General features: G+C 69.4%; 19 protein-coding genes. 9 read left to right on the top strand and 10 right to left on the bottom strand.

Going from position 1 to position 25,651, the window contains the following annotated elements:
* Window positions 1-32: 32 nt before the first annotated feature.
* Window positions 33-1,055: a non-homologous end-joining DNA ligase gene (gene ligD / locus E3T33_RS00395; RefSeq protein ID WP_092321381.1), complete on the top strand. Its 1,023-nt coding sequence runs from the start codon at window positions 33-35 to the stop codon at window positions 1,053-1,055.
* Here the strand turns inward: ligD and E3T33_RS00390 are convergent.
* Genes E3T33_RS00390 through E3T33_RS00380 form a run of 3 tightly spaced genes read right to left on the bottom strand, consistent with a single transcriptional unit; the run spans window position 1,052 to window position 3,745 of the window.
* A complete protein-coding gene (locus E3T33_RS00390) occupies window positions 1,052-1,978 on the bottom strand; it encodes a cytochrome b/b6 domain-containing protein (RefSeq protein WP_241982769.1) in 927 nt (308 codons plus the stop codon). The genes ligD and E3T33_RS00390 overlap by 4 nt on opposite strands.
* A gap of 1 nt (window position 1,979) precedes the next feature.
* A complete protein-coding gene (locus E3T33_RS00385; protein WP_092321383.1) occupies window positions 1,980-2,951 on the bottom strand; it encodes an electron transfer flavoprotein subunit alpha/FixB family protein in 972 nt (323 codons plus the stop codon).
* Between the two features lie 11 nt (window positions 2,952-2,962).
* Window positions 2,963-3,745, bottom strand: a complete 783-nt coding sequence (locus E3T33_RS00380) for an electron transfer flavoprotein subunit beta/FixA family protein (protein WP_166784346.1) — start codon at window positions 3,743-3,745, stop codon at window positions 2,963-2,965.
* A 125-nt stretch (window positions 3,746-3,870) separates the two neighbouring features.
* Between E3T33_RS00380 and E3T33_RS00375 the strand changes: the two genes are divergently transcribed.
* From E3T33_RS00375 to E3T33_RS00355, 5 genes are all read left to right on the top strand, one after another.
* Entirely contained in the window at window positions 3,871-5,010 is a 1,140-nt protein-coding gene (locus tag E3T33_RS00375; protein ID WP_134574517.1) for an acyl-CoA dehydrogenase family protein, read from the top strand.
* Window positions 5,007-6,095, top strand: a complete 1,089-nt coding sequence (locus E3T33_RS00370; protein ID WP_092321386.1) for an enoyl-CoA hydratase/isomerase family protein — start codon at window positions 5,007-5,009, stop codon at window positions 6,093-6,095. Before E3T33_RS00375 ends, E3T33_RS00370 begins: the two co-directional genes overlap by 4 nt.
* Complete coding sequence (gene mmsB, locus E3T33_RS00365) at window positions 6,092-6,994, top strand: 3-hydroxyisobutyrate dehydrogenase (RefSeq protein ID WP_092321387.1); 903 nt, start codon at window positions 6,092-6,094, stop codon at window positions 6,992-6,994. The genes E3T33_RS00370 and mmsB overlap by 4 nt, the downstream gene beginning before the upstream one ends.
* Entirely contained in the window at window positions 6,991-7,767 is a 777-nt protein-coding gene (locus E3T33_RS00360; protein ID WP_092321388.1) for an enoyl-CoA hydratase, read from the top strand. The genes mmsB and E3T33_RS00360 overlap by 4 nt, the downstream gene beginning before the upstream one ends.
* A gap of 67 nt (window positions 7,768-7,834) precedes the next feature.
* Window positions 7,835-8,986: an acyl-CoA dehydrogenase family protein gene (locus tag E3T33_RS00355; RefSeq protein WP_092321389.1), complete on the top strand. Its 1,152-nt coding sequence runs from the start codon at window positions 7,835-7,837 to the stop codon at window positions 8,984-8,986.
* A gap of 114 nt (window positions 8,987-9,100) precedes the next feature.
* Here the strand turns inward: E3T33_RS00355 and E3T33_RS00350 are convergent, their stop codons facing one another.
* Both E3T33_RS00350 and E3T33_RS00345 read right to left on the bottom strand, forming a co-directional pair.
* Entirely contained in the window at window positions 9,101-9,697 is a 597-nt protein-coding gene (locus tag E3T33_RS00350; RefSeq protein ID WP_092321390.1) for a TetR/AcrR family transcriptional regulator, read from the bottom strand.
* Entirely contained in the window at window positions 9,694-10,539 is an 846-nt protein-coding gene (locus tag E3T33_RS00345; RefSeq protein WP_092321391.1) for a TIGR03084 family metal-binding protein, read from the bottom strand. Before E3T33_RS00345 ends, E3T33_RS00350 begins: the two co-directional genes overlap by 4 nt.
* A gap of 176 nt (window positions 10,540-10,715) precedes the next feature.
* On the opposite strand from E3T33_RS00345, the gene E3T33_RS00340 reads away from it, so the two are divergent.
* Window positions 10,716-13,631 carry a bifunctional diguanylate cyclase/phosphodiesterase gene (locus E3T33_RS00340; RefSeq protein WP_092321392.1) on the top strand — a complete coding sequence of 972 codons (2,916 nt, stop codon included), beginning with the start codon at window positions 10,716-10,718 and terminating at the stop codon, window positions 13,629-13,631.
* A gap of 92 nt (window positions 13,632-13,723) precedes the next feature.
* Here the strand turns inward: E3T33_RS00340 and E3T33_RS00335 are convergent, their stop codons facing one another.
* A complete protein-coding gene (locus E3T33_RS00335) occupies window positions 13,724-17,128 on the bottom strand; it encodes a lamin tail domain-containing protein (protein WP_134574516.1) in 3,405 nt (1,134 codons plus the stop codon).
* Between the two features lie 529 nt (window positions 17,129-17,657).
* Here E3T33_RS00335 and E3T33_RS00330 point away from each other — a divergent pair.
* Both E3T33_RS00330 and E3T33_RS00325 read left to right on the top strand, forming a co-directional pair.
* Window positions 17,658-18,599: an ABC transporter ATP-binding protein gene (locus tag E3T33_RS00330; RefSeq protein WP_134574515.1), complete on the top strand. Its 942-nt coding sequence runs from the start codon at window positions 17,658-17,660 to the stop codon at window positions 18,597-18,599.
* Window positions 18,596-20,257, top strand: a complete 1,662-nt coding sequence (locus E3T33_RS00325; RefSeq protein WP_092321395.1) for an ABC transporter permease — start codon at window positions 18,596-18,598, stop codon at window positions 20,255-20,257. The genes E3T33_RS00330 and E3T33_RS00325 overlap by 4 nt, the downstream gene beginning before the upstream one ends.
* Window positions 20,258-20,280: 23 nt before the next feature.
* Here E3T33_RS00325 and E3T33_RS00320 read toward each other — a convergent pair whose 3' ends face one another.
* The 4 genes from E3T33_RS00320 to E3T33_RS00305 all read right to left on the bottom strand — a co-directional run bounded on the left by E3T33_RS00320 (window position 20,281) and on the right by E3T33_RS00305 (window position 25,637).
* Window positions 20,281-20,820, bottom strand: coding sequence for a flavodoxin domain-containing protein (locus tag E3T33_RS00320; protein WP_092321396.1), 540 nt, complete (start codon window positions 20,818-20,820; stop codon window positions 20,281-20,283).
* 84 nt (window positions 20,821-20,904) lie between these two features.
* Window positions 20,905-22,290, bottom strand: coding sequence for an adenylate/guanylate cyclase domain-containing protein (locus E3T33_RS00315; protein WP_134574514.1), 1,386 nt, complete (start codon window positions 22,288-22,290; stop codon window positions 20,905-20,907).
* The gene (locus E3T33_RS00310; protein WP_166784345.1) at window positions 22,287-24,020 is read right to left on the bottom strand and encodes an FAD-dependent oxidoreductase; all 1,734 of its coding nucleotides are present in this window, start codon (window positions 24,018-24,020) and stop codon (window positions 22,287-22,289) included. The genes E3T33_RS00315 and E3T33_RS00310 overlap by 4 nt, the downstream gene beginning before the upstream one ends.
* A 135-nt stretch (window positions 24,021-24,155) precedes the next feature.
* Entirely contained in the window at window positions 24,156-25,637 is a 1,482-nt protein-coding gene (locus tag E3T33_RS00305) for a phosphotransferase (RefSeq protein ID WP_166784344.1), read from the bottom strand.
* Between the last annotated feature and the right edge of the window lie 14 nt (window positions 25,638-25,651).

The raw sequence follows: 25,651 nt of genomic DNA, 5'->3' as shown, positions 1-25,651 counted from the left end.
ACGCATCGACGTCCCCTGGGTATGTTGTCCGCATGGCGAGCGAAGCGGTTGTCCTCCCTGTTCCCGGGCCGCACGGCGGGCGTGAGGTGCGGATCTCGAGTCCAGGACGCGTTCTCTGGCCGGACAGCGGGATCACCAAGCTCGACCTCGCCCGCTACATCGTGGACGTGGGGGAAGCCTTCGTCGCCGCGAACGGCGATCGTCCCCTCTCCCTGCAACGGTTCCCCGACGGCATCGACGGTGAGCAGTATTTCTCCAAGAATCCGCCGAAGGGCGCGCCGGAGTACGTGCGGTCGGTGATGGTCGTCTATCCGAGCGGCCGGTCGCATCCGCAGCTCGTCATCGACGAACCGGCGGCCGCAGTCTGGGCGGTGCAGATGAACACCGTCGTGTTCCACCCCTGGCCATCCCGCGCCGAGAACACCGACAACCCCGACCAACTGCGCATCGACCTCGACCCGCAGCCGGGCACCGACTTCGACGATGCGGTCCCCGCCGCGCTCGAGCTTCGCGCGGTGCTCGCGGAGGCCGGTCTCACCGCGTTCATCAAGACGTCCGGGAGCCGCGGCCTGCACGTGTTCGCGCCGATCGAGCCGGCGCGGGAATTTTTGGACGTGCGTCACGGGGTGATCGCCGCAGCCCGCGAGCTCGAACGACGGATGCCCGACAAGGTCACGACATCGTGGTGGAAGGAGGAGAGAGGCGAGCGGATATTCGTCGACTTCAACCAGGCCAACCGGGACCGCACGATGGCGGGCGCGTACAGTCCGCGGGCGCTGGCGCACGCGCCCGTCTCCTGCCCGATCGAGTGGGATGAGCTGGAGACGACCGACCCCCGGACCTTCACGATCGCCACCGTGCCCGCGCGGCTGGCAACCACCGGAGACCCGTGGGCGACCATGCACGAGCACCCCGGCACGATCGACGAGCTGCTGCGCTGGTGGGAGCGGGATGTCGCGGGCGGGCTCGGTGAACTGCCCTTCCCGCCCGACTTTCCGAAGATGCCGGGGGAGCCGACCCGGGTGCAGCCGAGCCGGGCCAGAAAGAACGGTTAGCGCCGCACGGAGCCGGTCAGGCCGGCGAGCGAACTGAGGATAGAGGGCCTCGCGGCAATCCAGGCGACCGCCATCACGACCAGGGAGATCGCGAAGATGCCGAAGCCCCACCAGCTCAGGTCATCCCGGGCGGCATACATGTGGTTGAGGTTGCGCAGGGCCCCCGTCGCGAGCACGAGGGTGACGTGGACGATGATGAACCCCACGAACCAGAGCATCACCGGGAAGTGCACGGCCCGGGCGAGCGGCAGGGGGAACACCCGGTCGAGGCGGGCGAAGCGACCGGCCAGGCCCGGAGCCATCCGGATGCCGGTGATCAGGGCGAGCGGCGCCGCGATGAACACCGTGATGAAGTAGGCCAGCAGCTGCAGGGCGTTGTAGTTGACCCAGCCGTTCTCGGTCGGCCAGTTGAGCGACGCGTACTGGATGGCCACGGATACCGCGTTCGGGAACACGTCCCAGCTGAGCGGGACGATCCGCATCCACTGGCCGGTCGCGAAGATCAGCACGTAGAAAATCACCCCGTTGAGCACCCAGAGGGTGTCGAGGCTGAGGTGGAACCAGACGTGGAGTGCAATCCGCACGGGCGGGTTCTTCGTGCGCAGCAACCCCGTGTTGTTGCGGGTCCAGTACGCGGCGGTGCGCTTCGTGGTGCGGATCTGCCAGCCGGTCCGAATGATCAGCAGGATGAAGAACGCGTTCAGGAAGTGCTGCCAGCCGAGCCAGGCCGGGAAACCGACCGGGGCGGACTCCGGCAGCTCCGATTCGCCGGGGTACTCGGTCATGAAGGACGCCACGGCGGGCAGTTCCCGGATCATCCTGGCCGCCAGGACGACCAGGAAGAGTCCGAGGAGGATCGCCGGCACGATCCAGACGAGCTTGAACCACCGGCTCTTCGTGAAGCCGGTCAGGACAGAGGTCAACTTAGCTCTTCCTCGCCTTGACGGCCTCGATGAGCTGCGGCACGACGGTGAAGAGGTCGCCGACGACTCCGAAGTCCGCGACATCGAAGATGGGGGAGTCGGCGTCCTTGTTGATCGCGACGATGGTCTTGGCGCTCTGCATGCCGGCGCGGTGCTGGATGGCGCCGGAGATGCCGACGGCGATGTACAGGTTGGGCGACACGGTCACACCGGTCTGGCCGACCTGCATGTTGTGCTCGCAGTAGCCGGCGTCGACGGCGGCGCGCGACGCGCCGACGGCTGCGCCCAGTGCGTCGGCCAGTTCCTCGACGAGCACGAACTTCTCCCTCGAGCCCAGCCCGCGGCCGCCCGAGACCACGATGTCCGCGGTCTGGAGCGACGGGCGCTCGGAAGCCTGGGTCTGCTCGTGGCGCGCGGTCACCTGTGCGCCGACGGCGGTGTCGCCCGTCACCTCGAGTTCGTGGATGGCGCCCGCGGCCGCCGGGGCGGTGCCGTCGACCGACCCCTGCCGCAGTGAGATGACCGGGGTGCCCTTCGCGGCGCGGGCGGTCACGGTGAACGAACCGCCGAATGCCTGCTGGGTGACGAGGATTCCGGCGGCTCCGGCCGTGACGTCGACGGCGTCGCTCTGGAAGGCGCCGCCGATCCGCACGGCCAGCCGCGCGGCGGCCTCCCGGCTGTCGATGGAGTTGCCGACGAGGACGGCGGACACCTCGCCGGCGGCCAGGACCGCGGCCTGCAGTGCCGCGACCTGCGGGGTCACCAGCAGCGTGTCGGCGTTCTCGATCGAGGCAACGAAGACGGTGCCGGCGCCGAGCGCGCCGAGGCTTTCGGCAACCTCTCCCGCGGTCCCCGGTTCGACGACGATGACGGCGGCCGGCTCGCCGAGCCTGGCCGCGGCGGCGAGGAGTTCGCCCGTGCTCGCAGCCGGCCGGCCGTTGGCGAGTTCAACAAGAACGAGTGCGTATGCCATGTCTTTTCTTCCTAGATCAGTTTCGCCGCGGCGAGGAAGTCTGCGAGCTGCGTGCCGGCCGTGCCGTCGTCTTTCACGATGGTGCCGCCGGACCTGGCCGGTCGGGGGGCGACATCCTCGACCACGGACCAGGAATTTTCGGCACCCGTCTCGTCTGCCGGAAGGCCGAGGCCGGCGAGGCCGAGTGACTCGACCTTCTTCTTCTTGGCGGCCATGATGCCGCGGAAGTTCGGGAAACGCGCCTCGGCGATCTGTTCGGTGACCGAGACCAGGGCGGGCAGGGACGCGCGCACGTCGAGGTGACCCTCGTCGGTCATCCGTTCGCCGGTGACGCCGTCTCCGGTGACGCTGAGGGTGCGCAGGAAGGTGAGCTGGGCGAGACCGAGGCGCTCGGCGAGCATCGCGGGGACGGCTGCCGTGCGCCCGTCGGTCGACTCGTTGCCGGTGATGATGAGCTCGAAGCCTCCCGGGCGGAGGGCCGCAGCCAGCGCTGCGGAGGTCTGCATGGCGTCGGAGCCGACGAGGCCGTCATCGACGATGTGGATGCCGTTGTCGGCGCCCATGGCGAGGGCCTTGCGAATCGCGGCCAGGGCGCTCGACGGACCCATGGTGACCACGGTGACCTCGCTGCCCGCATTCGCCTCCTTGACGAGGAGCGCAGCCTCGACGGACTTCTCATTGATCTCGTCGATCACCAGGTCGCCCTTGCGGTCCACCCGCTTCGTCGACGGGTCGATGCGGCGGTCTCCCCACGTGTCGGGAACTTCTTTAACGAGCACTGCGATCTTCATCACACTCTCCGTTTTCCTCGTTGAAAGTGGGCGGAACGGTCCCAGCCTATATGGTCCAAGAAGTGGCCAACCGATGCGTCGGATGTCCTAGTAGGTTGATTCTCGCGCACCAACGGAGGGGCTGACGAATGTACGCACTAACCGAGGATCAACGATCGATCGTGCAGATGGTTCGCCAATTCGCGACCGAATCGCTGGCTCCGAACGCGGCCGAATGGGACGAGACGCACCACTTCCCGGTGGACATTCTGCGCCGTGCCGGCGAGCTGGGGATGGGCGGGATCTACGCAAGCGAGGAGTTCGGCGGCTCAGGACTGAGCCGGGCCGACTCCATTCTCATCTTCGAGGAACTCGCCAAGGGCGACACCACCATCGCCGCCTACATCTCGATCCACAACATGGTCACCTGGATGATCGACAGCTTCGCCGGCGAAGCCCAGCGCGCGGAGTGGGTGCCGCAGCTGGTGAGCATGGAGGCGCTGGGCAGCTACTGCCTCACCGAGCCCGGAGCAGGGTCCGACGCCGCGGCGCTCACCACACGAATGGTGCGTGACGGCGACGACTACGTCATCAACGGGGTCAAGCAGTTCATCTCCGGCGCCGGTGTGTCGAGCTTCTACGTGGTCATGGCCCGCACCGGTGACGCCGGCAGCCAGGGGATCAGTGCGATCGTCGTGGAGGCCGGCGCACCGGGCCTGTCCTTCGGTCCGCTGGAGAAGAAGATGGGCTGGCACGCCCAGCCGACACGGCAGGTCGTGTTCGAGGATGTGCGCGTCCCGGCGGCACATCTCCTCTCCCAGGAGGGTGACGGGTTCGGCATCGCCATGGGCGGACTCAACGGCGGGCGCCTCAACATCGGGGCGTGTTCGGTCGGCGGCGGCCAGGCCGCCCTCGACCGCACGGTCGCGTACCTCAGGGACCGCACCGCCTTCGGCGGACCGCTGATCAAGCAGGAGGCCCTCCTGTTCGAACTGGCCGACATGGACACGGCCCTGGAATCGGCGCGTACCCTGCTGGCCCGCGCCGCCGAGTCCCTGGACCGCGGTGACGCCGACAGTGTGAAGCTCTGCGCGATGGCGAAACGCGTCGCGACGGATGCCGGCTTCACCGTCGCCAATTCCGCCCTCCAGCTCCACGGCGGCTACGGCTACCTCGCGGACTACGGCATCGAGCGGATTGTGCGCGACCTGCGCGTGCACCAGATCCTCGAGGGGACGAACGAGATCATGCGACTCATCGTGGGCCGCAGCCTGACGGAGGCCAAATGACCAGCCCAAACGACGAGATCCTTCTCACCCGCACCGGCAGGCTCGGGCACATCGTGCTCAACCGGCCGGCGACGCTGAACGCCCTGACCCACGCGATGCTCCAGGCCATCGGCGAGGCGCTCAACGAGTGGGAACACGACGACGAGGTGCAGACCGTGCTCATTTCGGGCGCGGGCGAACGCGGCCTGTGCGCCGGCGGAGACATCGTTGCGATCTACAACGACGCGCAGGAGGGTGGCGGGGAAGCCGCGAGCTTCTGGGCGGACGAGTACGTCGTCAACGCGAAGATCGCGAGCTACCCCAAGCCGTACGTGGCATTCATGGACGGCATCGTGCTCGGCGGGGGAGTCGGGGTCTCGGCCCACGGCTCCGCGCGGATCGTCACGGAGCGCACCCGGATCGGCATGCCCGAGGTGGGCATCGGCTTCGCCCCGGATGTGGGCGGCACGTACCTGCTCGCCCGCGCGCCGGGCGAGCTGGGCACCCACGTCGCCCTGACCGGCGGGATGTTCACCGGGGCCGACGCCCTCGAGCTCGGCCTCGCCGACCACTTCGTGCCCAGCGAGGACCTCGTCCTGCTGGCCCGGGAACTCGAAACCGTCCCGGCCGCCGATGCCATCGCCCGGTTCGCCGGCGCCGCTCCGCCGTCGGCGCTGGCCGGGCAGCGCGCGTGGATCGACGAGTGCTACTCCGCCGACGACGCCTCCGAGATCGTCGCCCGGCTGCAGGCGTCTGACCACCCGGATGCCCGCGCCGCGGCATCCGTGCTGGTCGCGAAATCGCCCACCGCCGTGTGCATCACCCTCGAGTCGCTGCGCCGCGCGCGCCGGCTCGGCAGCGTCGAGGAGGCACTGAACCAGGAGTACCGGGTCACCGTGCGGCTCGCCGCGAGCAGTGAGTTCATGGAGGGAGTGCGGGCGCAGGTCATCGACAAGGACCGCAACCCGCGGTGGTCACCGGCAACCCTGCCGGAGGTGGACCGCGCGGTCGTCGAGAGCTATTTCGCGAGCCTCGGGCCGCGGGAACTCGGGCTTTCAGCACACACGATTGCCCCAGCGGGCGGCGCAGACAGGAGCAGGTCATGACGAAAATCGCCTTCATCGGGCTGGGGAACATGGGTGGCCCCATGGCCGCCAACCTCGTGCGCGCGGGCCACCAGGTGTCCGGTTACGACCTCGTTCCGGCGGCCCTCGACCACGCCCGCGACAACGGCGTCACGGTCCCGGCATCCGCGGCCGAGGCGGTGGCCGGCGCCGAGGTCGTCATCACCATGCTGCCGAGCGGCGCCCACGTGCTGGCGGCCTACCGGGACGGGCTCCTCTCGGCGGCCGATCCGGGAACGCTCTTCATCGATTCCTCCACGATTGACGTGGACGACGCCCGCGCGGCACAGGCGCTGGCGCAGGCCGCCGGCCACCGCGCACTCGACGCCCCCGTCTCCGGCGGCGTCGGTGGGGCCCAGGCCGGCACACTCACCTTCATGGTCGGCGCGGGCGACGCGGACTTCCAGGCGGCGGAGCCGATCCTCGCCCGGATGGGCGCGCGCATCGTGCACTGCGGCGGCTCAGGGGCGGGGCAGGCCGCGAAGATCTGCAACAACCTGATCCTCGGCGTGTCGATGATCGCCGTGAGTGAGGCCTTCGTGCTGGGGGAGAAGCTGGGGCTCACACACCAGGCGCTCTTCGATGTCGCCAGCGCGGCATCCGGACAGTGCTGGGCGCTCACCACGAATTGCCCGGTGCCCGGCCCGGTCCCGACAAGTCCGGCCAATCGCGACTACCAGCCCGGGTTTGCCGGCGCGCTCATGGCCAAGGACCTCGGGCTCGCGCTGAACGCGCTCGAAGCCACAGGGACCGCGGCCCAGCTCGGCCCGCTCGCAGCCTCGATCTACCGCCGCTTCGCCGACGAGGGCGGGGCCGGCCTCGACTTCTCGGCCATCATCAACACAATTCGTCACAACTCGAACCTGGAGGTCTCGGCATGACCGAGTACGACAACATCATCCTCGAGCGCCGCGGCCGGGTGGGCCTGATCACGCTCAACCGCCCGGAGGCGCTCAACGCCCTCAACCTCGGCATGCTGCAGGATGTCGTCGCCGCCGCGACCGCGCTCGACCGCGACCCGGAGATCGGCGCCATCGTGGTCACCGGGTCGGCACGGGCGTTCGCGGCCGGGGCGGACATCAAGGAGATGGCGACGAAGTCGTTCGTCGAGATGTACCTGGCCGACTGGTTCGCCGGCTGGGACCGCTTCACGGCCGTGCGGACACCCGTGGTGGCCGCGGTCGCGGGGCACGCACTCGGCGGCGGTTGCGAACTCGCGATGATGTGCGACTTCATCCTCGCCGCGGACACTGCGAAGTTCGGCCAGCCCGAGATCAAGCTGGGCGTCATTCCCGGCATCGGGGGTTCCCAGCGGCTCACGCGTGCCGTCGGCAAGGCGAAGGCGATGGAGATGCTACTCACCGGCCGCACCATCGACGCCGTGGAAGCGGAGCGCGCCGGCCTGGTGTCGCGGATCATCCCCGCCGACGATCTCCTCGACGAGGCCATGGCGACCGCGGCGACCATCGCGGGCATGTCGCTCCCGGTGGCGATGATGGCCAAGGAGGTCGTCAACGCGGCCTACGAGACGCTGCTCGAGGGGGGCATCCGCTTCGAGCGGCGGGTCTTCCACTCCACCTTCGCGACAGCCGACCAGAAGGAGGGCATGAACGCCTTCATCGAGAAGCGGCCACCCGCCTTCACGAACCGGTAGCCCGCGATCGAGCTTCCCTGAGGTAGTATTGCCGATAAGTGAATTTAGAATCACAATTGGAGTCGACGTGGATTTTTCCCTCTCAGATGAGCATGCTGACCTCAAGGCTGCGGTCGCCAGCATCGTCAAGCCGTATGGCGGCGCCTACTACGCGGAGCACTCCAAGAATCGCGAGCCCTGCGACGAGGTCTGGCAGGCGCTGGGTGAGGCCGGTCTCATCGGCGTCAACATCCCCGAAGCGTTCGGCGGAGGCGGAGCCGGAATGCTCGAGCTCGCGCTCGTCGCCGAGGAGAGTGCCGCCCAGGGTGTCCCGCTCCTCCTGATCCTCGTCTCGGCAGCCATCTCGGCCGAGGTCATCACGGAATTCGGAACCGATGACCAGCGCCAGGCCTGGCTGCCCGGTCTTGCGGACGGCACGTCGAAGATGGCGTTCGCCATCACCGAGCCGGATGCCGGTTCTAACACGCACTTGATCTCCACCACCGCTCGCCGCGACGGCGACGACTGGGTCCTCTCCGGCTCGAAGTACTACATCTCCGGCGTCGACGAGTCCGACGCCGTGCTCGTGGTCGCCCGCACCGGCCGCAAGGACGACGGCAAACCGCTTATGTCGCTGTTCATCGTGCCTGTCGGCACGCCCGGGCTCGACAAGACGCGGATCGAGATGGACGTCATGCTTCCGGAGAAGCAGTACACGCTCTTCTTCGATGACGTGCGCGTCGGGGCCGACGCCCTCGTCGGCGAGGAGGGGAAGGGCTTCGAGCAGGTCTTCCACGGACTCAACCCCGAGCGCATCACCGGCGCCGCGCTGTGCATCGGCATCGCGCGATTCGCGCTCACGCAGGCGTCGAAGTACGCCAGCGAACGCGAGGTCTGGGGGGCTCCGCTCGGAACCCACCAGGGCCTGGCGCATCCCCTCGCCAAGGCAAGCATGGAGACCGAGCTCGCCGCGCTGATGATGCGCAAGGCCGCCTGGCTGCACGACCAGGGCCTGCCGGCCGGCGAGGCGTCGAACACGGCCAAGTACGCGGCGGCGGAGGCAGCCCTGGCCGCCATCGACGCGGCCATCCAGACCATGGGCGGCAACGGCCTCGCCCAGGAATACGGGCTCCTGCCCTACTGGGGTCTCGCGCGACTGCTGCGCATCGCCCCGGTGAGCCGCGAGATGATCCTCAACTACATCGCGCAGCACAGCCTCGGACTGCCGAAGTCCTACTGACCCTGCTGACCCTGGACTCGCCCCCGGGTTGAGTCGCGGAGATCGACCCTTCGTTGTGAAATTGAGGGTACTTTCTCCGCAACTCAACCTGCGGCGGATGTCTGCGCTTCGGTTTTAGGGAACGGGAACGCCCGTCCTGAGCGCCGAACTGGCCATTTCGGTGATCGCGGCCACGATGCGGTCGGCGGGCAGCCGGTTGTCGTACGTGCAGATCGAGTTGATCAGGGCGAGCACGCCCTGCACGACCATGCGCAGTTCCGGCTCGCTCGACCCGGGCGAGATCGCCGCGCAGACACGCATCCATTCGCCGATCAGTTCGCGCTGCTGCAGTCGGAGCCGGCGCAGGTCGTCGGCCGGCAGGTTGCCGGAGTCGCGCAGGTACACGGCGACCAACGACCGGTTCTCGACCACGATTTCGGTCTGCTTGCGGATCATCGCGTCGAGTCGGTCCGGACCGTCCTCCGTCGCGCCAATGATGTCGCGCGTGCCCGAGTGCATCGCATCGATGACGCGCTCGAGCAGCACGCCGAGGATGGTGGCCTTCGAGTCGAAGTGGCGGTAGACGCCTGACCCGACGATCCCCGCGGCGGCCCCGATCTGCGCCATGCTGACCGCCGAATAGCCGCGCTCCGCCATGAGGTCGGCGGCTGAGCGCAGGATCAGCTCGCGCCGGTCGGCGCCCTTGGGCGACTTGGGCCGGGGGTCTGTCATTGCCAGCCTTCGTCCGCGGCGGATTGGCCGGTGTGCTGACCGCGGAACGTGCCCGGCGAGCGGCCGGTGCCGGCCGCTCCCGCGAAGGCCTGGGCGACCCTGAGCCACTCCTCCGCCGTGCCCGGCGTGGCGCGGAGGGACGTGTCCGCGCGATGTCGCCGCTGGGTTACCACCAGCGCGAAGTCGTTGGCGGTGCCGGTGACCCGGTCCGCGGCATCGGCCGGACCCCAGGTCCAGCATTCTCCGCTCGGGGCGATGAGCTCGAGCCGCACAGCCACCCGCGGCGCCTGCAGGCCGCGCTGGGTGAATGCGAATTCGCGGGTGATCACGCCGAGGTGGCACACGTGACGCACGCGATCGGTGAGCGGATGCTCCAGCCCGAGCGCGTCATAGATGTCCTGGCCGTGCGCCCACGTTTCCATGAGCCGGGCGGTGGCGCACGAGGCGGCGCTCATCGAGGGGCCGAACCACGCAGTGCGCGCACCCGGGCCGACCTTGGCGAGCACGCGGCCGAGCGTGGCACGGCTGTCCGCGAACCAGCGCAGCGTCGCCTCAGGGGGGAGGGCCCTGCGCTGTTCATTGACCTGGTCGACCCAGTCCGGTCCGGTAGCGCGGAGCGCTTCGGTGGACGCCCTGAACGCGTGCGGATCGGTGAAGCCCAGCGTCGCCAGATCGCCGAAGTAGGCGAGGTGCACGACCTGGTCGTGGACGCTCCAGCTCTCGGCGGGCGTGCCGAGAGCCCACTGCGGGGCAGGCAGCCCGGAGGCAACGGCGACAAGGTCATCGCTCTCCGCTTCGAGGTCGCGCAGGAGCGAAGCGAAGCGCTCGTCATCCAGTGCCACGGCCGTCTCCTCAGTTGGGTTCAGTCCAGTTTAACGAATGTGAATTGCCAATCACGAGAATTCGCGGATCGACACGCTCCGGCAGAAGTTCGTACCCCCCGGATCCGGCGCGCCGGGGCTGTACCCTTCTAGCGTCGGTCGGCACGTCTGCCCCCCTTCGGTAAGAAGGGAAAGACATGCAGCTGGTCGGGCGTATCGGAGCGGCCCTGGCCGGCGCGGCGGGGCTTGCCATCCTGTACGGGTGGTACACCACGGGAGGCGCGATGCTTTCGAGCATGGTGCCCGGGGTCCTGTTGGTGGCCCCGACCGCGGCGTTCGCGCTCGTGCTCCTCTCGATTGCGCTGGTCGCTTTCGACCGCCCACGTCTCACCGCGGTCCTCGGTGTGGCTGTGCTCGCCATCGGCGGTTTGTCGCTCGCCGAGTACGCCCTGGGAACGTCGCTCGGCGTCGATACTCTGCTGCCGGGAATCGAGCTGAACGGAGATGCGCTGAGGATGGCGCCGTCCACGGCCTTCTCGCTGTTCGTGCTGGGCGGCTCGGTCCTTTCGAGCCGGCTTGCCCGGAGCACGTTGGCGCTCGTCCTCGCGGTCGTCGCCTTGTGTGTGAGTCAAATCGCGATTCTCGGCTACGTCTACGGCGTTTCTTCGCTGTATACCGTTGGCGGCTACACCAGCATGGCCCTGCTCACTGCCCTCGAGCTCGGAGTATTGTCAGCGGCGACCCTGCTTCAACATCCATCCGCGGGTTTGGCCGGGCTGGCGAGGGACGGCGGTAGCGCCGGAAGGCTGGTTCGTCCGGCGATTCCCTTCTTCATCCTTGGTCCGTTCGCCCTCGGCTGGCTCTTCTTGACCGCGCAGCGCATGGGCTGGTTCGACACTCCCTTCGCCTTCGCCGTCCTTGTCCTGAGCATGACCATTCTGGGCTCCGCGTTGACTTGGATAGCGGCCTTGAGGCTTCGCGAACTCGACCGGCAACGTGAAGGCGCGCTGACCAGGCTGGCCGAGACGAACCACATGCTCGAAACCACGGTCGCGGTCCGAACCCAGGAGCTCGCGAAGACCGCCGACGCACTCGAGGCGCTCGTTCGGCTCGCGCCGGTGGGCATCGTGCAGCTCGACGCCGCGGGAGGGCTGCTGACCGCAAACGACCAGTGGCTGCGCGTGAGCGGACTGACCCTTGAAGCGTCCCTGGGTGACGGTTGGATGTCGGCGCTGCACCCCGACGACCTCGATCGGGTACGCGCCGAGTGGTCTGAGAGCAGCGCCGTCGGCGCCGCCTATTCGGCCACTGTGCGTTTTCGCACCCAGGACGGACAGGTCAATTCGGTGCAGTTCACATCCACGCCGATTCGTGACCAGGGAATCGTGACCGGGCATCTGGCCAGCGTCACGGACGTGACCGCCCTGCGTGCCGCGGAGGAGTCGGCGTCGGCGGCCCGGGCGCGGTTCGAGGCGGCCTTCGCCTGGTCGCCGCTGGGAACGGCCATCGTGGGGCTCGACGGCCGGGTGCTGGAAGCCAACCGGCGCCTTTTCGACTTGACGGGCCGGTCGAGCGGAGTGCTTGACCAGCCCATCGAGACGGTGTTCATGGCGCTCGAAACCGTCGGCCCGGATGCCCTGCCGGCCGGTCCGCTGGAGGGCTCGCGGCAGTGCGGGGATCGACGGATGCGGCGCAGCGACGCCGAGGAGACCTGGGTGAAGGTCAGCGTCGCCGAAATCCACGAAGGCGAACACGTGGCGGGTCTCCTGTACCAGCTGGAGGACATCACGGCCCGCCGACTGGCCGAGGCCCGCGTGGAGCACCTCGCCTTCCACGACCCGCTGACGAACCTGCCCAACCGACTGCTCCTGCTGGACCGGCTTGCCCAGGCGCTCCTCCAGGCGGCGCGCCACGGACGGGGAGTCGCCGTGTTGTTCATCGACCTGGATCGGTTCAAGGTCGTCAATGACAGCCTCGGGCACCACGCCGGCGATGCGGTCTTGTCCAAGGTCGCGGAGAGGCTGCGCCACGGTGTTCGGACGTCGGACACGGTTGCCCGCATCGGAGGCGACGAATTCGTCGTCATCTGCCCCGACGTCGAAAGCAGCCGGGATGTCGCCCAGCTTGCGGATGCGCTCCAGAAGTCCATCGCCCGGCCGATCCGGATCGGCGATCACGTCGCATCCGTGGATGCGAGCATCGGCATCGCCTTCGGCGTCGGCCACGACGACCCCGAGTCGTTGCTGCGGAACGCGGACCAGGCCATGTACCTGGCGAAGGACCGCGGGCGCGCTCGGTTCGAGGTCTTCGACGACGATCTGCGTGGTCGGATCGACCGGCGACTGGACACCGAGATCGCCCTGCGCAGTGCGGTCGAACTGGGGCAGATCGAGACCTGGTACCAGCCGATCGTGGACCTGCGGGAGCGCAAGGTCGTGGCCACCGAAGCGCTGGCGCGCTGGCGTCGGCCCGATCGCGGGCTGGTGATGCCGGTCGAATTCATCCCAATCGCCGAGGAGGTTGGCCTGATCAAGCAGATCGGGAGCACGATCCTGAGCCAGGCGTGCCTGGCGGCCACCGTACTGGAGCGCGGTATGGCTGTCAGCGTCAATGTGTCTCCGCACCAGTTCGTGCGAGACGACTTCGGTGCGGTGGTCAAGCGGGCGCTCAGCAGCTCCGGGCTGGCTCCGAACCAACTCTGGCTGGAGCTGACCGAAAGCGCCGTGATGGAAGCGATCGGCTCGGCCGCCCGGACGTTCCAGGAACTCCGCGGCATCGGTGTGCGCCTGGCCATCGACGACTTCGGCACGGGCTACTCGTCGTTCACCCACCTCCGGGAATTCGATGTCGACCTGTTGAAGATCGATGTGACGTTCGTGCGCGATATCGAAACCTCCGCGCACGATCGGGCGATCGTGGAGGGCGTCGTGCGGTTGGCGGACTCGTTGAAGCTGGACGTCGTCGCCGAGGGCATCGAAACGACCGGCCAACTGGAGCTGTTGCAGGCCATGGGTTGCCGCTTCGGCCAGGGGTACCTCTTCTCGAGGCCCGCTCCCGACGCGTCACCGGTCGTGCACTTCGAGGATTTCCTGGCGCCGTCGGCCACAGGTTAGGCGCCGGCGGCCCGGCTGCACCGGCATCGGCCGCTTTCGCCAGCAGGGGCTGGATGGCGAAAGCGGCCGACATGTCCGGATCAGGTCCCGGGCTACCCGGTGGGACCGGCCCACAGGTCGTCATAGGAGACGACGACCGGGGTGGGGAGAGCGGTCCGGCTGAGGTAGCTGTACAGGCCGACCGAGCCGGCTGCCTGGAGTGCGGCGGTCGCGTCGGTCGCCGTCACCTGCCAGGTCGAGGGCTCTGTCGTTCCCACCTTCCAGACCTTTGCCCGGAGGGTGGTCGGCGAGGTGCCCACCACCTGCAGGCGGAACTGGAGGGTGTCGCCGGAGGCGAAGGTGAGCCCGGCAACCGTCGCTGCGTTCAGGATCGTGTCGGTGTCGCGCTGCAGTTGCAGCACCACGCTCCCGCTCGACCCGATGACCACGCGAGCCCCGTATTCCGAGGTTCCCACGCGACGACCGACGAGGCCGACATAGATGCTGCTGGTCGTCGGCCTGGCGAAGCTGGCCGTCGCGCGCAGCTCCGTGTCAGTCGAGGACACGCCGCTTAGGTAGGCGTTCCGCTTGCTCCCCGCGGACGACGTCACCCGAGCGGCGCCGCTGGACACCGCGTAGGCAGGTCCGCTGGTCGTCGTCCAGGCGCCACCGACCTCGGCCGAGCCGAGGCCGCCGGTGACGGTTCGGGTGAACGAATCCTGGGCCAGGACGTCGCCTGCCGGCGGCGGTGGCGGAGGCGAGGTGGCGACGGTGACGGTCTTGCTGGTTGTGCCGATCGCGCCGGCGTTGTCCGTCACCGTCAGGGTCACCGTGTACGTTCCGGCGGCGGCGTAGGTGTGGCTGGCGCTCACGCCGGCCGCAGTCGCGCCATCGCCGAAGTTCCAGGCGTACGAGGCGATGGTGCCGTCCGGATCGGAGGAACCCGACCCGCTGACGGTGACCGTGAGCAGGTTGGCCGTGGTCGTGAACGCCGCGGTCGGAGCGGCGTTGACCGGCCCTCCGCCCGTGGTGTTGGCCAGGCCGGGCGTGCCGCCTGTGGTCGAGAGTGCCCGCCAGTTGGACGGTACCGAGTTGTCGGCCGTGGGCGACGCCAGCTCGAGCGAGGGCCCGGTGCCGTCGGCCGCGGTCGGCCACGGCGCCACGTTCGAGTAACTGACGGAGTCGACCACGCGGGTACCCTGCTCCAGCACGACGGCTTCGCCGGAGTCGTCGAGCGTTCCGGTGAACTCACCGCCGACGAACCGGTTGGCGGCGGTGTAGCGCTGGCGGAACGCCGCGTCATTGGCCACGAAGACCACGCGGCCGCCGGCCGGGATGACGGTGCCGGCCTGGATCGTGAGGCCCACGGCGTTGATCGTCCAGCCCGAGATATCGACCGCCGTCGTGCCCGGGTTGGCGAGTTCGATGTACTCCCCGCCGGTGCCGGTCGGGTGGTACTGGATCTCATTGATCACGACGTTGGCGGTGCTGGACTGGGACGTGGGCACGGGCTTGCCGGAGCCGGTGTTGTTGTTGATGGCGTTGCGCCGGTCTGCCAGGCCCGCGATGAACGCGCTCCGGGCCGAGGACGGGGTGTATCCGCCCCACTTGGTCCTGTCCAGGTTCCAGTCCGGCGTCGTGCGGGACGAGATCGCGTCCCACTGGGCTTCGTATTTCCCGGTCGTCAGGAACTGGTCGGACAGGGTGCGAAGCCGCCGGAAGAACATGGCGCGGATCTCCGGGTACTTGAGCATGGCCTGGGTGAACCTGTTGCTCGTGTCCGGCGTGAGGAAGAGACCCTTGCCGTCCCTCGCCGGAGTGGTGAAGATCCAGTTCAGGTCCCAGTGCCACATCTCCCAGCGCCCGGTCCCTTCGGTGTCCCTGGCGATGAACCAGTTGTACCAGCCGCTGTCCGAGTGGCGGATGATCGAGTTGATCGCCATGTAGTTGACGAGTTCGGGGATGTTGACGTTCTGGTAGATCCACGCCTGTTGCGCGGCGGAGGCCGACGCATCCACTGCATTGGTCAGCGCCCAGGCGTCGGAGAAGTCCTCGTCCTTGCGGGCTTTCTTGTCGAGCCAGAGGGACGCCTCGAGGGCCGCCGGAGACGACGTCCGGGAGAGGCTGCCGCCGTCGCCCTTGTAGATGGCCCAATTGTCGACGCCCTGGGCGTCGCGCCAAGAGCCGTCTTCGGTCTCCATGATCCGTCCGAGGCTCCAGAAGGAGCCGTTGCGCTGCGTGCGCACCGGGATGATGTTCAGGCCGCGCGCTCCGGCCGCATTGACGGTGGCCCAGCCGACATCGGCGAAGTTGTCGGAGTAGTTCTGCAGCGCGAACTCGTCGAGGGGATAGGGCAGCTGGCCGCCGAGGTTGAAGTCGTACCCCTTGGGCAGCTCGACCTTCCAGTTGACCTTCGCCGCGGTGCGCGAGGTGTTTCCGCGGATGTTCATCAGCACGCCGTCGATGACCTGGCCGTTGTAGGCCCAGACGGCCGCGCCCTGGAAATCGTCCTGGCGGTGGTTGGCGAGGATGTTGTTGTAAACGGAATCCTCCATGAACCACTCGATCACCGGCAGCTGGCTGGTCACGCCCGAGTTCAGGACGACCACCCCGCGGTAGCGGACGGAGTCACCCGTCGCCGGGGCCGAGTAGGCCTTGCCTCCGGAGGCGGCGTCGACGCGGTAGCGGATCAGCTTGCCGGCGGTCTGGCCGGGGATCGTGGCCGCGTAGACGCCGTCGCCGGCGCCCCCGGGGCTCGCCGCGTTGTCCAGGAAGTCGACGGCGACGTCGCTCCCGAACATGACCTTGTAGGTGAGCGAGGCGGTGGAGCCGACCTGGAGCCGGGCCGAGACGACGACTGCCTGGTTCGCGGCGGGCCGGGCCGGGGTGGCCGCCAGCTCCGTCACGACCGGTGCCGGTCCGGTGCCGTTGATCGAGTTGAGGGCGCCGGGCGTGCCGCCGGCGACCAGGCTTGCGCCCCAGGCTGCGGCGATGGTGTTCTCAGAGAGGAGGTCCCGCAGCTCGAGCGAAGGGCCGGTGCCGTCCGGGGTCGAGGGCCAGGGGGCCACATCGGCGTAGGTAACGGTGTCGATCGTGGCCAGTGCGCCGTCGACGAGGGTGACCGTTTCCCCGCCGTTGCTCAGGTTGCCGCCATACACCGCGTCGGGGGCGAAGCCGTAGGTGGCCTGGAACTGCACCGCATCCTTGGCCACGACGTAGCGTCCGCCGGCCGGGACGGTGCTGCCCGCAGCGAGTATCGCCGTGATGCCGGCGCTGAAGGACCAGCCCGACAGGTCGATTCCGGTGGTCGACGTGTTGGTCAACTCCAGGTAGTCGTCGGTGTCGAGGTCGGAGCCGGCGTGATAGTTGAGCTCAGAGATTACGATGCCGCCGGGGTCTGCGCTGGCCGGTGGCGCCTCGGCGACCGTCAGGACGCCGGTCACCGCCACCACCAGTGCCGTGACGGACGCAATGCGTCGGTTGTGTGCAGAGGCCAATTTCGGGTTCGCAAAAGTCACAATTTTTCCTTCGAAGAAGGTGAGCGCCTGGGATGGGTGGCCGGGGCGCTCGCGCCGTTCGGGTACGACGCAACGCAAGGCTAGCCGGATGTGCGGAAGGCGCGCACCCCCAAACAGGGGGCAAAATATTGAGCCCGATTGGCACCTTGACAGGCCCCTGCATGGGGGTCAATGTGGTCACTACGTGAAGTCCCTCATTCGCCTCGTGCGCTGCGCGTGACGAGAGATCGGGACGGTGTGCCGGGATCCATGGGTGTGCAATCCATGCGTGTGTGATCCAGGCGTGTGTGATCCACATGTGGGAGATCCGTGCTGAGCCCCAGGCATCCTGCTGAGGCTCAGGCCGGGAGGCATGAGGAGAGCCCCGGGTCACACATAGTCGATTCTCATCTCCTTTGCCGCCGGGGCTCTCGATATCATTTTAATCCCGACTGTCGGTCTTCGCTAGGCCCGCGGAACCAGACCTATCGACCCCCCGGCGCCGGGTTTAACATCGGGCACACAGGGGTCAGCGCAGAGGAGTGGTGCCGTGCTTGCGGTCAAGGTCGACGGTCTTCGGAAGCAGTATGGCGGGGTGACGGTGGTCGATGACTTGTCGTTCACGATCGAACAGGGCGAGATCTTCGCTCTTCTCGGTCCGAACGGTGCCGGCAAGACCACAGCCGTGGAAATCATGGAGGGACACCGCCGCCCCGACGGCGGCACCGTTCGGGTGCTGGGCTTCGATCCGCAGACCGGCGGGCGGGACTTCCGGGAACGGATCGGAATCGTGCTCCAGGAGGCGGGATTCGACGAGGATTTCACGGTGCGCGAGCTCGTGAGCCTGTACCGAGGCATGTATCCCCGGCGCCTGGGAGTGGAGACGGTGATCGCACAGGTCGGCTTGACCGACAAGCAGAACGCGCGCGTCAAGACGCTTTCCGGTGGGCAGCGCCGACGACTGGATCTCGCCCTGGGACTCGTGGGCGACCCGGAGATGCTGTTCCTGGACGAACCGACGACCGGCTTCGATCCGTCGGCTCGTCGACGTGCCTGGGGCCTCGTCGAAGGGCTGCGCGACCTGGGCAAGACGGTGTTGCTGACCACGCACTACCTGGACGAGGCCGAACACCTCGCCGACCGAGTTGCCGTGATCGTTCACGGACGGCTGGTGGCGCTGGGCACGCTCGACGAACTCGCCGCCGAGCATCACGCCGCCGTGGTCTCCTTCCGACTGCCGGATGACGTGGGCATCGGGGAACTCCCGCCGCTGGGGGCGGCCCCCGCCGCGGATGGCGCAGGATGGGCCATGGAAACAAACCGTCCGGCCTTCGTGCTCCATACCCTGACGGGGTGGGCCCTGGACCGCGGGGTGGAACTGCCCGCGCTGAGCGTGCGCCGCCCGTCTCTTGAGGACGCCTACCTGGCGCTGATCTGGGGCGAGGGCACCGGGGAGGACGTCTCAGCACCGGCTTCGTCGCGGCAGCCATGACCGGGCGGCCGGCCGCGACGGCCCAGGCGATCCAGGCGGGGCGTCCGGCCGCGACTCGACTGGCCCTGGACCAGATCGGTTATGCGGTCAGGGCTCTCTGGCGAACCAGGATGGTTCTCATCTTCACGTTCGCGATGCCCATCGTGTGGCTTGTGGTCATCGGCATCGTGGCCGGGAATGAGACCGTCGACGCGGTATCCGGCGTTCGCGTGATGCAGTTCGCCACGCCGGTTGCGGTGGCGATGGGCACGTTTTTCGCCACCTTTCCCACCCTGGCGACCTCGCTGTCCGAGGCCAGGGAGGGCGGCGTGCTCAAGCGCCTGCGCGGAACACCGCTGCCCGCCTGGGCCTACCTGGTCGGGCAGATCGGCGCCGCCCTCATCTTCGCCTTGGCCTCCCTCGCGGTCACCCTGACGGTCGCCGTCGTCGCCTACGGCGTGGAGGTGCGGGCGGAGACCGCACCGGCCCTGCTGGTGACCCTCCTGGTGGGCCTCGCGTCCTTCTCCGCGCTCGGCCTGGCCGTCGCCACCGTGTCCGCCACGGCCGCCATGGCACAAGCGATCGCTATCGGCGCATCCATCGTGCTGGCCTTCATCTCCGGCATGTTCGTCATCGGCGGCGAGCTTCCCGACTGGCTGTCCCGCGTCGCCTCAGCCTTCCCGCTCAAGCCCTACACGGATGCCTTGAAGGCACAGTTCGACCCGTTCGAGGACGGCTTCGGCTGGGACCTGGGCGCGTTGGCGATCATCGCGGGCTGGGGGGTTGCCGGCACCCTCGTCGCAGCGTGGGCGTTTCGCCGGCAGCCGGGCGCCGTGCGCACGCGCGAACCGGGCGCCGCCCGAACCGTGCCGACCGGGCGTGGGAACGCCGGCGACAGCAGCCCGCCCCGCACGGTCCGGCGACCTTCGGCGTCGCGGCTGGTCTTCGACCAGGCGCGTGCAGCGAACCGGGCAACCTGGCGCGATCCGGGATCCCTCCTCTTCGTCGTCATCCCGGTCGGGCTCTACGCGCTGCTCCTGACGATGCAGGGCAACGTGGTGCTGCCGGGCGGGATGCCGTTCGCCACCTTCTTCGCCGCCAGCATGATCACCTGGGGGGCCGGCACGGCCGTGTTCATGAACCTGCCAGAGGCGGTCGCCCGCGCGCGCGACCGGGGCGGGCTCAAGCGCCTGCGCGGCACGCCGCTGTCGGCGAGCCAGTACCTCGTCGGGGTCACCGCCGCTGGGCTGGCCCTGACCTTCCTGATCGCCGTGCTCGTCGCGGCCACCGGGTACGTCTTCTTCGGACTGCGGATCCCGGCGGCGGGCCTGGCTCTCGGGGCGCTGGTCATCCTGATCGGGACGCTCACACTGGCCGCCTGCGGATTCCTGCTGGCGGCACTGGTGCCCAACGCTCGCGCCGTCGGGGCGGTGGGACTGATGTTCCTGTTCGTGCTCTCCTTCGCCTCCGACGTGTTCATCGGCGGCGGGGGACCGGACTGGCTCGGCACCTTCGGCTCGCTGTTCCCGCTCAAGCACCTCCAGAACGCCCTGGCCGACGCCTGGGATCCGGGCGGACCGGTGCTGGACTGGGTCCACTACGCGGTGCTCCTCGCCTGGGCGGCCGGCGCCGCTGCGCTGGCGGTGCGATTCTTCCGCTGGGAGCCGCGCCGGGGATGAGCGGTGGGCCAGGCCCCGGTGGGCTAAGTCCCGGTCGGTGCAGACGCCAGGTCCCGGGCGATGCCTGCCGCCCACGCGTCGATCGCCGGCCAGTCCCGGAAGTCTCCGTCTGGAAGGATCTTCTCGACCGCCGGAATCTTGCTGACCAGGCGGTCGCGCCCCCGGAGCTTCGAGAGGTCCATCGCGCCAGAGAACACCTGCACGTTGCGGGGCTCGATGCTCTCCGCGAATTCCGCGAACTGCTTCGGTTGTGACTCCACGAGCATGTCCCGGCCCTCGGAATCCGTATGATCCGTGCCGAGCGGGCCGCTGCTGAACAGCCACACCGCGCGGGCGGCGAGCAGGTCGCGGTGTCGCCGCACGAACCTGGTCGCGTCCTTGCGCCACGAGCCCATGTAGGCCGCCGCGCCGATCACGAAGGCATCGTAGGCGCCGGGGTCGCCCACGGTCGCCAGCGGACGCGCATCCGCTTCCAGGCCGGCCGCCCGCAGCGTGGCCGCGATTCGTTCGGCGATGCCCTCGGTGGCGCCGTATTTGCTCGAGTACCCGACGAGTACCGTCATGGGGGCTCCTCCCTGTCTCTTCGCGACAGTACACTCGGTCCCCGTCCGAGCATCAGTCAGGTGTCATCAGTCAGGGGTCATGAGTCAGGTGTCCTGCTCGGCGTAGAGCGCCACGAGCAGGTGCACGTCGACGGGTTCCGTGCGCCCCTTCACCGGGATCCGTCCGAGCGGGGTCGTTTCGGCGCCGGACAGGCCGGCCAGGGTTTCGCTGCTCACCACGGCGCCGCCGACCGGGGCGAGCGCCTCGAGCCGGGAGGCCACGTTCACGACGTCGCCGATCGCCGTGTAGGTGCGTCCGCCTGCGGCTCCGACGACGCCCACTGTCGCAACCCCCGTGTTGACCCCCGCACGGAACCGAGGCCAGCCCGGGTGCGCCTCCGCGACGGCCGAGGCCGCGGCCTGCAGGGCCAGCGCCGCGCCGGATGCCCGCTGGGCGTGGTCGGGCTGGTCCCCGTGGGTGTTGAACGTCACCATGATCGCGTCGCCGATGATCCGGTCGATCTGGCCGCCGAACCGATCCACGATCGGCGGGATCGCCACGGTGAAGTACTGGTTGAGCATCTCGGTGACCTGCGCCGGCGAGTGCTTCTCAGAGAACGTCGTGAAGCCCTGCAGGTCGGCGAAGACTACCGATATGGGTCGTTCGGAGGAGGCTGTCTCTGCGCGGTACAGTCCGGCCCACCGTTCCTCGCGCCAGGACCGCTGCGCGGCGATGGCGATCACGACGAAGGCGGCCAGCATGAGCAGGTGCCATTCCCACCAGGACGCATGCCAGTTCCGGCCCCAGACGATGGCGATCTCCGCCTCGGCCAGCAGCGTGAACGCCGCAGCCATGGCCAGGGGAAGTGTTGATCCCGCGGAACGGGGCAGGCGCAGGTACTTGTAGACCGCAGTGGCGTACAGGGCGAAGCCCGCCACGGCAAGCCAGACCAGCGGACCGGATGCACTCTCGGCCACGGCCTGGCCTTGCGGACCGACGCCGGCCAGCGAGGCGACGCCCCAGGCAAGCATCAGGGCCACGAGCCCCCAGAGCAGCCAGGGACCCCGCCGCACGATGGCGAGGGCGCGATCATCGCCGAGGCGCAGGCTCGATGCGGCGGCGAACCCGGCCGCGACGAGCAGGCTGACGGGCGTCGCGAGCACGAAACCGGGGTTGGGCGCGTCGAGAAGCACCCTGGGTGTGGCGAGGGCGTGCAAGGCGAGGAAGCCCGCGGCGGCGAGGAACGCGAGCGACACGAGCAGCAGCCTGTCATCACCGCGCAGCCGGGCCGCGGATCCGGTCGCGTAGGCCAGCGCCGCGTTGATTCCGCCGATCCCCAGGACGAGCCAGAAGTGTGCCGGGTGGTGCTCCCAGGTGCCGTCCAGGTCGGGCCGGAAGACGAGCAGGGCGAGCCCGCCCAGGGGCGCGAGCAGGAGGGCCGCTGTTGGGACGGCCCGTGCCAGGGGCAGGCCGCCCGTGCCGCGGCTCATGTGTGTCGTGGGTCGCCGGCGCCGGCGCGCGCCAGGTACTCGTGCACGGAGGACACGACAACCGAACCTTCGCCGACCGCGGACGCCACCCGTTTGACCGAGCCGCGGCGAACATCCCCGACCGCGAACACGCCCGGCAGCGAGGACTCCAGGGCGCCGGGCTCCCGTTCGTGCGGCCAGGCCCGGCGGCCGCCTTCGGCCAGGACGTCGGCGCCGGTGAGGATGTACCCCCAGCGGTCGCGGACGACGCTCTCCGGCAGCCATTCCGTGTGCGGCGCGGCCCCGATCAGCACGAAGAGGGCGTCGCTGGGCACGACGCGGTCGACGCCGGTCGCGCGGTCGCGCAGCACCAGGTGATCGAGGCGACCGGACGGGCCGCCGCCGACGACCTCCACATGCGTCTCCACCCGGACGCCGGCGGCCTCCATCTGGTCGATGAGGTACCGGGACATGCTCTCGGCAAGGGTCAGGCCCCGCACGAGCAGGGTGACCGACCTGGCATAGCGCGCCAGGTGCAGCGCGGCCTGGCCGGCGGAGTTGCCTCCGCCGACGACGTGTACGGCCTTCCCGGCCTGCGCCCGGGCCTCGACCGCCGACGCCCCGTAGAACACAGAGACGCCGACGTGCTCGGCCAGCTCGGGCACCGCCAGCCGGCGGTACGACACCCCGGCGGCGATCACGACCGACCGCGCGCGAAGAACCTCCCCTGGTGCGACGGTGATCCGGAATGCGACGTCGTCGGCCTGGAGGCCGACGACGTCGCGCGAGTGGGCGAAGCCGGCGCCGAAGACCCACGCCTGCTGGTAGGCACGCGCGGCCAGCTCCGAGCCCGAGATGCCGCGGGCAAAGCCGAGGTAGTTGCGAATGAGCGAGCTGGAACCGGCCTGGCCGCCGATCGATTCGCGTTCAGTCACGAAGGTCCGGAGTCCCTCGGATGCCGCGTAGACGGCCGCCGCCAGTCCGGCCGGCCCGGCGCCGACAATCGCGACGTCGACCTCGGCGGCCTCCGGCAGCTCGGTGGTCAGCCCGTAAGCCTGCGCCAATTCCGCGTAGCTCGGGTCGCTCAGGATCCGACCGCCCCGCACCCACACCAGGGGGACTCCGGCGTACTCCGCTCCGGATTCGGCCAGCATCCTCCTGCCGTCGTCGGAGTCGGGGGCAGCGTAGGCGTGTGGGACGCCTCCGCGGGCGAGGACGCTGCGCAGATCATGGACTCGCGGTTGCGCGTCGTCGCCGATCACGGTGACCTCGCGGGGCCGCAGGCCGATCGCCCGCTCCCACTCGAGGAGGAACTCGGTGACGGTGCGGTGGAAGTATTCGTCCGGCGATTGCCACGGCCTGATCACGTAGTAGTCGATCTGGCCCGTCGCCATGAGCTGGAGGACACTCTCCGCCGTTTCCCGATCCGCCCAGGCGCCCCAATTGATCAGGAGCCCGCGCCGGATGTCCGGGAACAGGCGTCGCGCCTCGGCGAAAACCGTCTCGCCGCCGGGCAGGAGCCTCGGGTCGTCCGCCAGCAGCAGCGCCACCTGTTCGCCGCGGTTGGCGGCCTCGCGCAAGGCCTCGCCGTCCCGGGCGGCGGTGCCAGACTCCGTAATCCCGTAGTCGGCTGAGTAGCGGCGTTCCAGCTCGCCACGCACGCTGGCCCTGGCGCCGGCCTCCCCGATGGACAACAGGATGACGGGCCGCTGCGGTGACCCGCGCTTCGGCGACCCGGTGACCGCAACCATTTCCGCTCCTCCACCCCGGGCTGACACCCCTGGCTGAGCCGACCGGACAGGCCGGCGGAGCCGAGTGTACTCTCGGCCAGTCGCCCCGGCCATCGGGTCGGAGTCGGCGGCCGGGGCCCGCGGCAGTGGCGAGGCTCAGCGGGCGGCGCCGCCAGCCGCCTCGAGGAGGCTCCTGACCGCGGCCAGGGGGATCGGCAGCCACGCGGGCCGGTTGCGGGTCTCGTACACCGTCTCGTAGACGGCCTTGTCCAGCTCGAATGCGTCGAGGAGGGCAGCGTCGCCCCGCGCGTCCCGCCCGGAGCGTGCCGCGTAGCCATCGAGGAACGCCCGGCGGCAGGCCGTGGCCCACTCCGCTGCCCGGGCAGGATCGCGTTCCGGGTGGGCCATGATGATGGTGCCCGCCGCGTAGGAGAACGACCGGAGCATGCCCGCGACATCGCGCAGGGCGACATCCGGCTGGTCGCGTTCGTGCATGGGCCGCAGGGGCTCACCCTCGAAGTCCACCAGGACCCAGCCTCGCCCCGGGGCGTGCAGGACCTGGCCGAGGTGGTAGTCGCCGTGGATGCGCTGAAGCCTGGGCCAGGGAGCCGACCGCACCCGGCCGAAGACGGCCTCGATCGCCGAGCCGTGGGCGGCGAGGGCGGGCACCTCCTGGGCGGCCGCGCGCAGGCGCTCGCGCATGCCCTCCAACACGCCCTGGATGAACTCGGGCGTGGCCTCGCGGGTCGGCATGGCGCGCGCGAGGTCGGCATGCACGGAGGCGGTGGCCTCGCCGAGCGTGCGTGCCGCGGCGCTGAAATCTTCGCCGGCCTCGGCGGCGCCGAGCGCCACCCGCCAGGCGTCCTCCACACCCGGCAGGAACTCCTGGGCGAATGCCAGGTGGCCACGAGCGCGCCCCCCAGGCTGCCCGGGGTCGTCCCACTCACCCACCACACAGCCGAGCGGGGCCGGCACGAACCGGGAACCGGCCTCGGCCAGGGCGGGCTGCAGGACGACATCGGGATTCTCGCCGTGGTGGACGGCCCGGAACACCTTGCAGATGATCGGACGGGAGGGGTTCCCGTGAGCATCGGCGGTGTCGACGATGATCGAGGTGTTGGACTGTTCACCGCTGACCACCCGGCTGGCCACGACGGTCGCCGCGTGCGCGTGCGAGTGCGCATCCGCCGCGCCCGCCGGCAGCGTCTCGCCATGGGCGGACGCGTCGTGATCCCGGGCGGCTGGGGAGGATGCCCGGCCCAGGATGAAGCTCATCAGCGCCGGTGCATACGCCGGGTCGTGCGGGGCGTCGTAGACGAATACGTCCCCGGTGCCCCTGCCCACGAGGGCCGCTTGTCCCTGTGCCAGGGGCGATCCGCGCTCGGTGAGCGGCAGCTGGAACAGCGGCAGCTCCGGGCTTGCCGTGTCGAGCACGAGGTGGGTGCGGATGCTCACCCCGGGTTCGGTCGTCGGCAGGGTCCACTCGCCGATGCTCCGCAGGGCGGCGACGCGCCCCGTGCCCCCGTACCAGCGCTGCCGCGAGACCCACAGGTTGACGTACTCCGGGAGAGCGGTGCCGCGGCCGAAAGCGAGGTGCCCCGTCGCCTCTGCGTCCCGGCCGGACCCTCGCTCACCCATATCGGTCACAGTAC

The sequence above is a fragment of the Cryobacterium sp. TMT1-2-1 genome (genome assembly GCF_004403955.1).
Lineage (GTDB): Bacteria > Actinomycetota > Actinomycetes > Actinomycetales > Microbacteriaceae > Cryobacterium > Cryobacterium psychrotolerans.
The sequence above is the reverse complement of the archived record's forward strand: the minus strand, read 5'-3'. Positions and strand labels throughout refer to the sequence as shown.

Excerpts from the sequence above, each read along its gene's own strand:
- E3T33_RS00315 (WP_134574514.1), bottom strand. The coding sequence starts at position 22,290 with ATGAGCCGCGGCACGGGCGGCCTGCCCCTGGCACGGGCCGTCCCAACA.
- E3T33_RS00320 (WP_092321396.1), bottom strand. The coding sequence starts at position 20,820 with ATGACGGTACTCGTCGGGTACTCGAGCAAATACGGCGCCACCGAGGGC.
- E3T33_RS00350 (WP_092321390.1), bottom strand. The coding sequence starts at position 9,697 with ATGACAGACCCCCGGCCCAAGTCGCCCAAGGGCGCCGACCGGCGCGAG.
- E3T33_RS00360 (WP_092321388.1), top strand. The coding sequence starts at position 6,991 with ATGACCGAGTACGACAACATCATCCTCGAGCGCCGCGGCCGGGTGGGC.
- E3T33_RS00325 (WP_092321395.1), top strand. The coding sequence starts at position 18,596 with ATGACCGGGCGGCCGGCCGCGACGGCCCAGGCGATCCAGGCGGGGCGT.
- E3T33_RS00310 (WP_166784345.1), bottom strand. The coding sequence starts at position 24,020 with ATGGTTGCGGTCACCGGGTCGCCGAAGCGCGGGTCACCGCAGCGGCCC.
- E3T33_RS00385 (WP_092321383.1), bottom strand. The coding sequence starts at position 2,951 with ATGGCATACGCACTCGTTCTTGTTGAACTCGCCAACGGCCGGCCGGCT.
- E3T33_RS00370 (WP_092321386.1), top strand. The coding sequence starts at position 5,007 with ATGACCAGCCCAAACGACGAGATCCTTCTCACCCGCACCGGCAGGCTC.
- ligD (WP_092321381.1), top strand. The coding sequence starts at position 33 with ATGGCGAGCGAAGCGGTTGTCCTCCCTGTTCCCGGGCCGCACGGCGGG.
- mmsB (WP_092321387.1), top strand. The coding sequence starts at position 6,092 with ATGACGAAAATCGCCTTCATCGGGCTGGGGAACATGGGTGGCCCCATG.
- E3T33_RS00305 (WP_166784344.1), bottom strand. The coding sequence starts at position 25,637 with ATGGGTGAGCGAGGGTCCGGCCGGGACGCAGAGGCGACGGGGCACCTC.
- E3T33_RS00375 (WP_134574517.1), top strand. The coding sequence starts at position 3,871 with ATGTACGCACTAACCGAGGATCAACGATCGATCGTGCAGATGGTTCGC.
- E3T33_RS00340 (WP_092321392.1), top strand. The coding sequence starts at position 10,716 with ATGCAGCTGGTCGGGCGTATCGGAGCGGCCCTGGCCGGCGCGGCGGGG.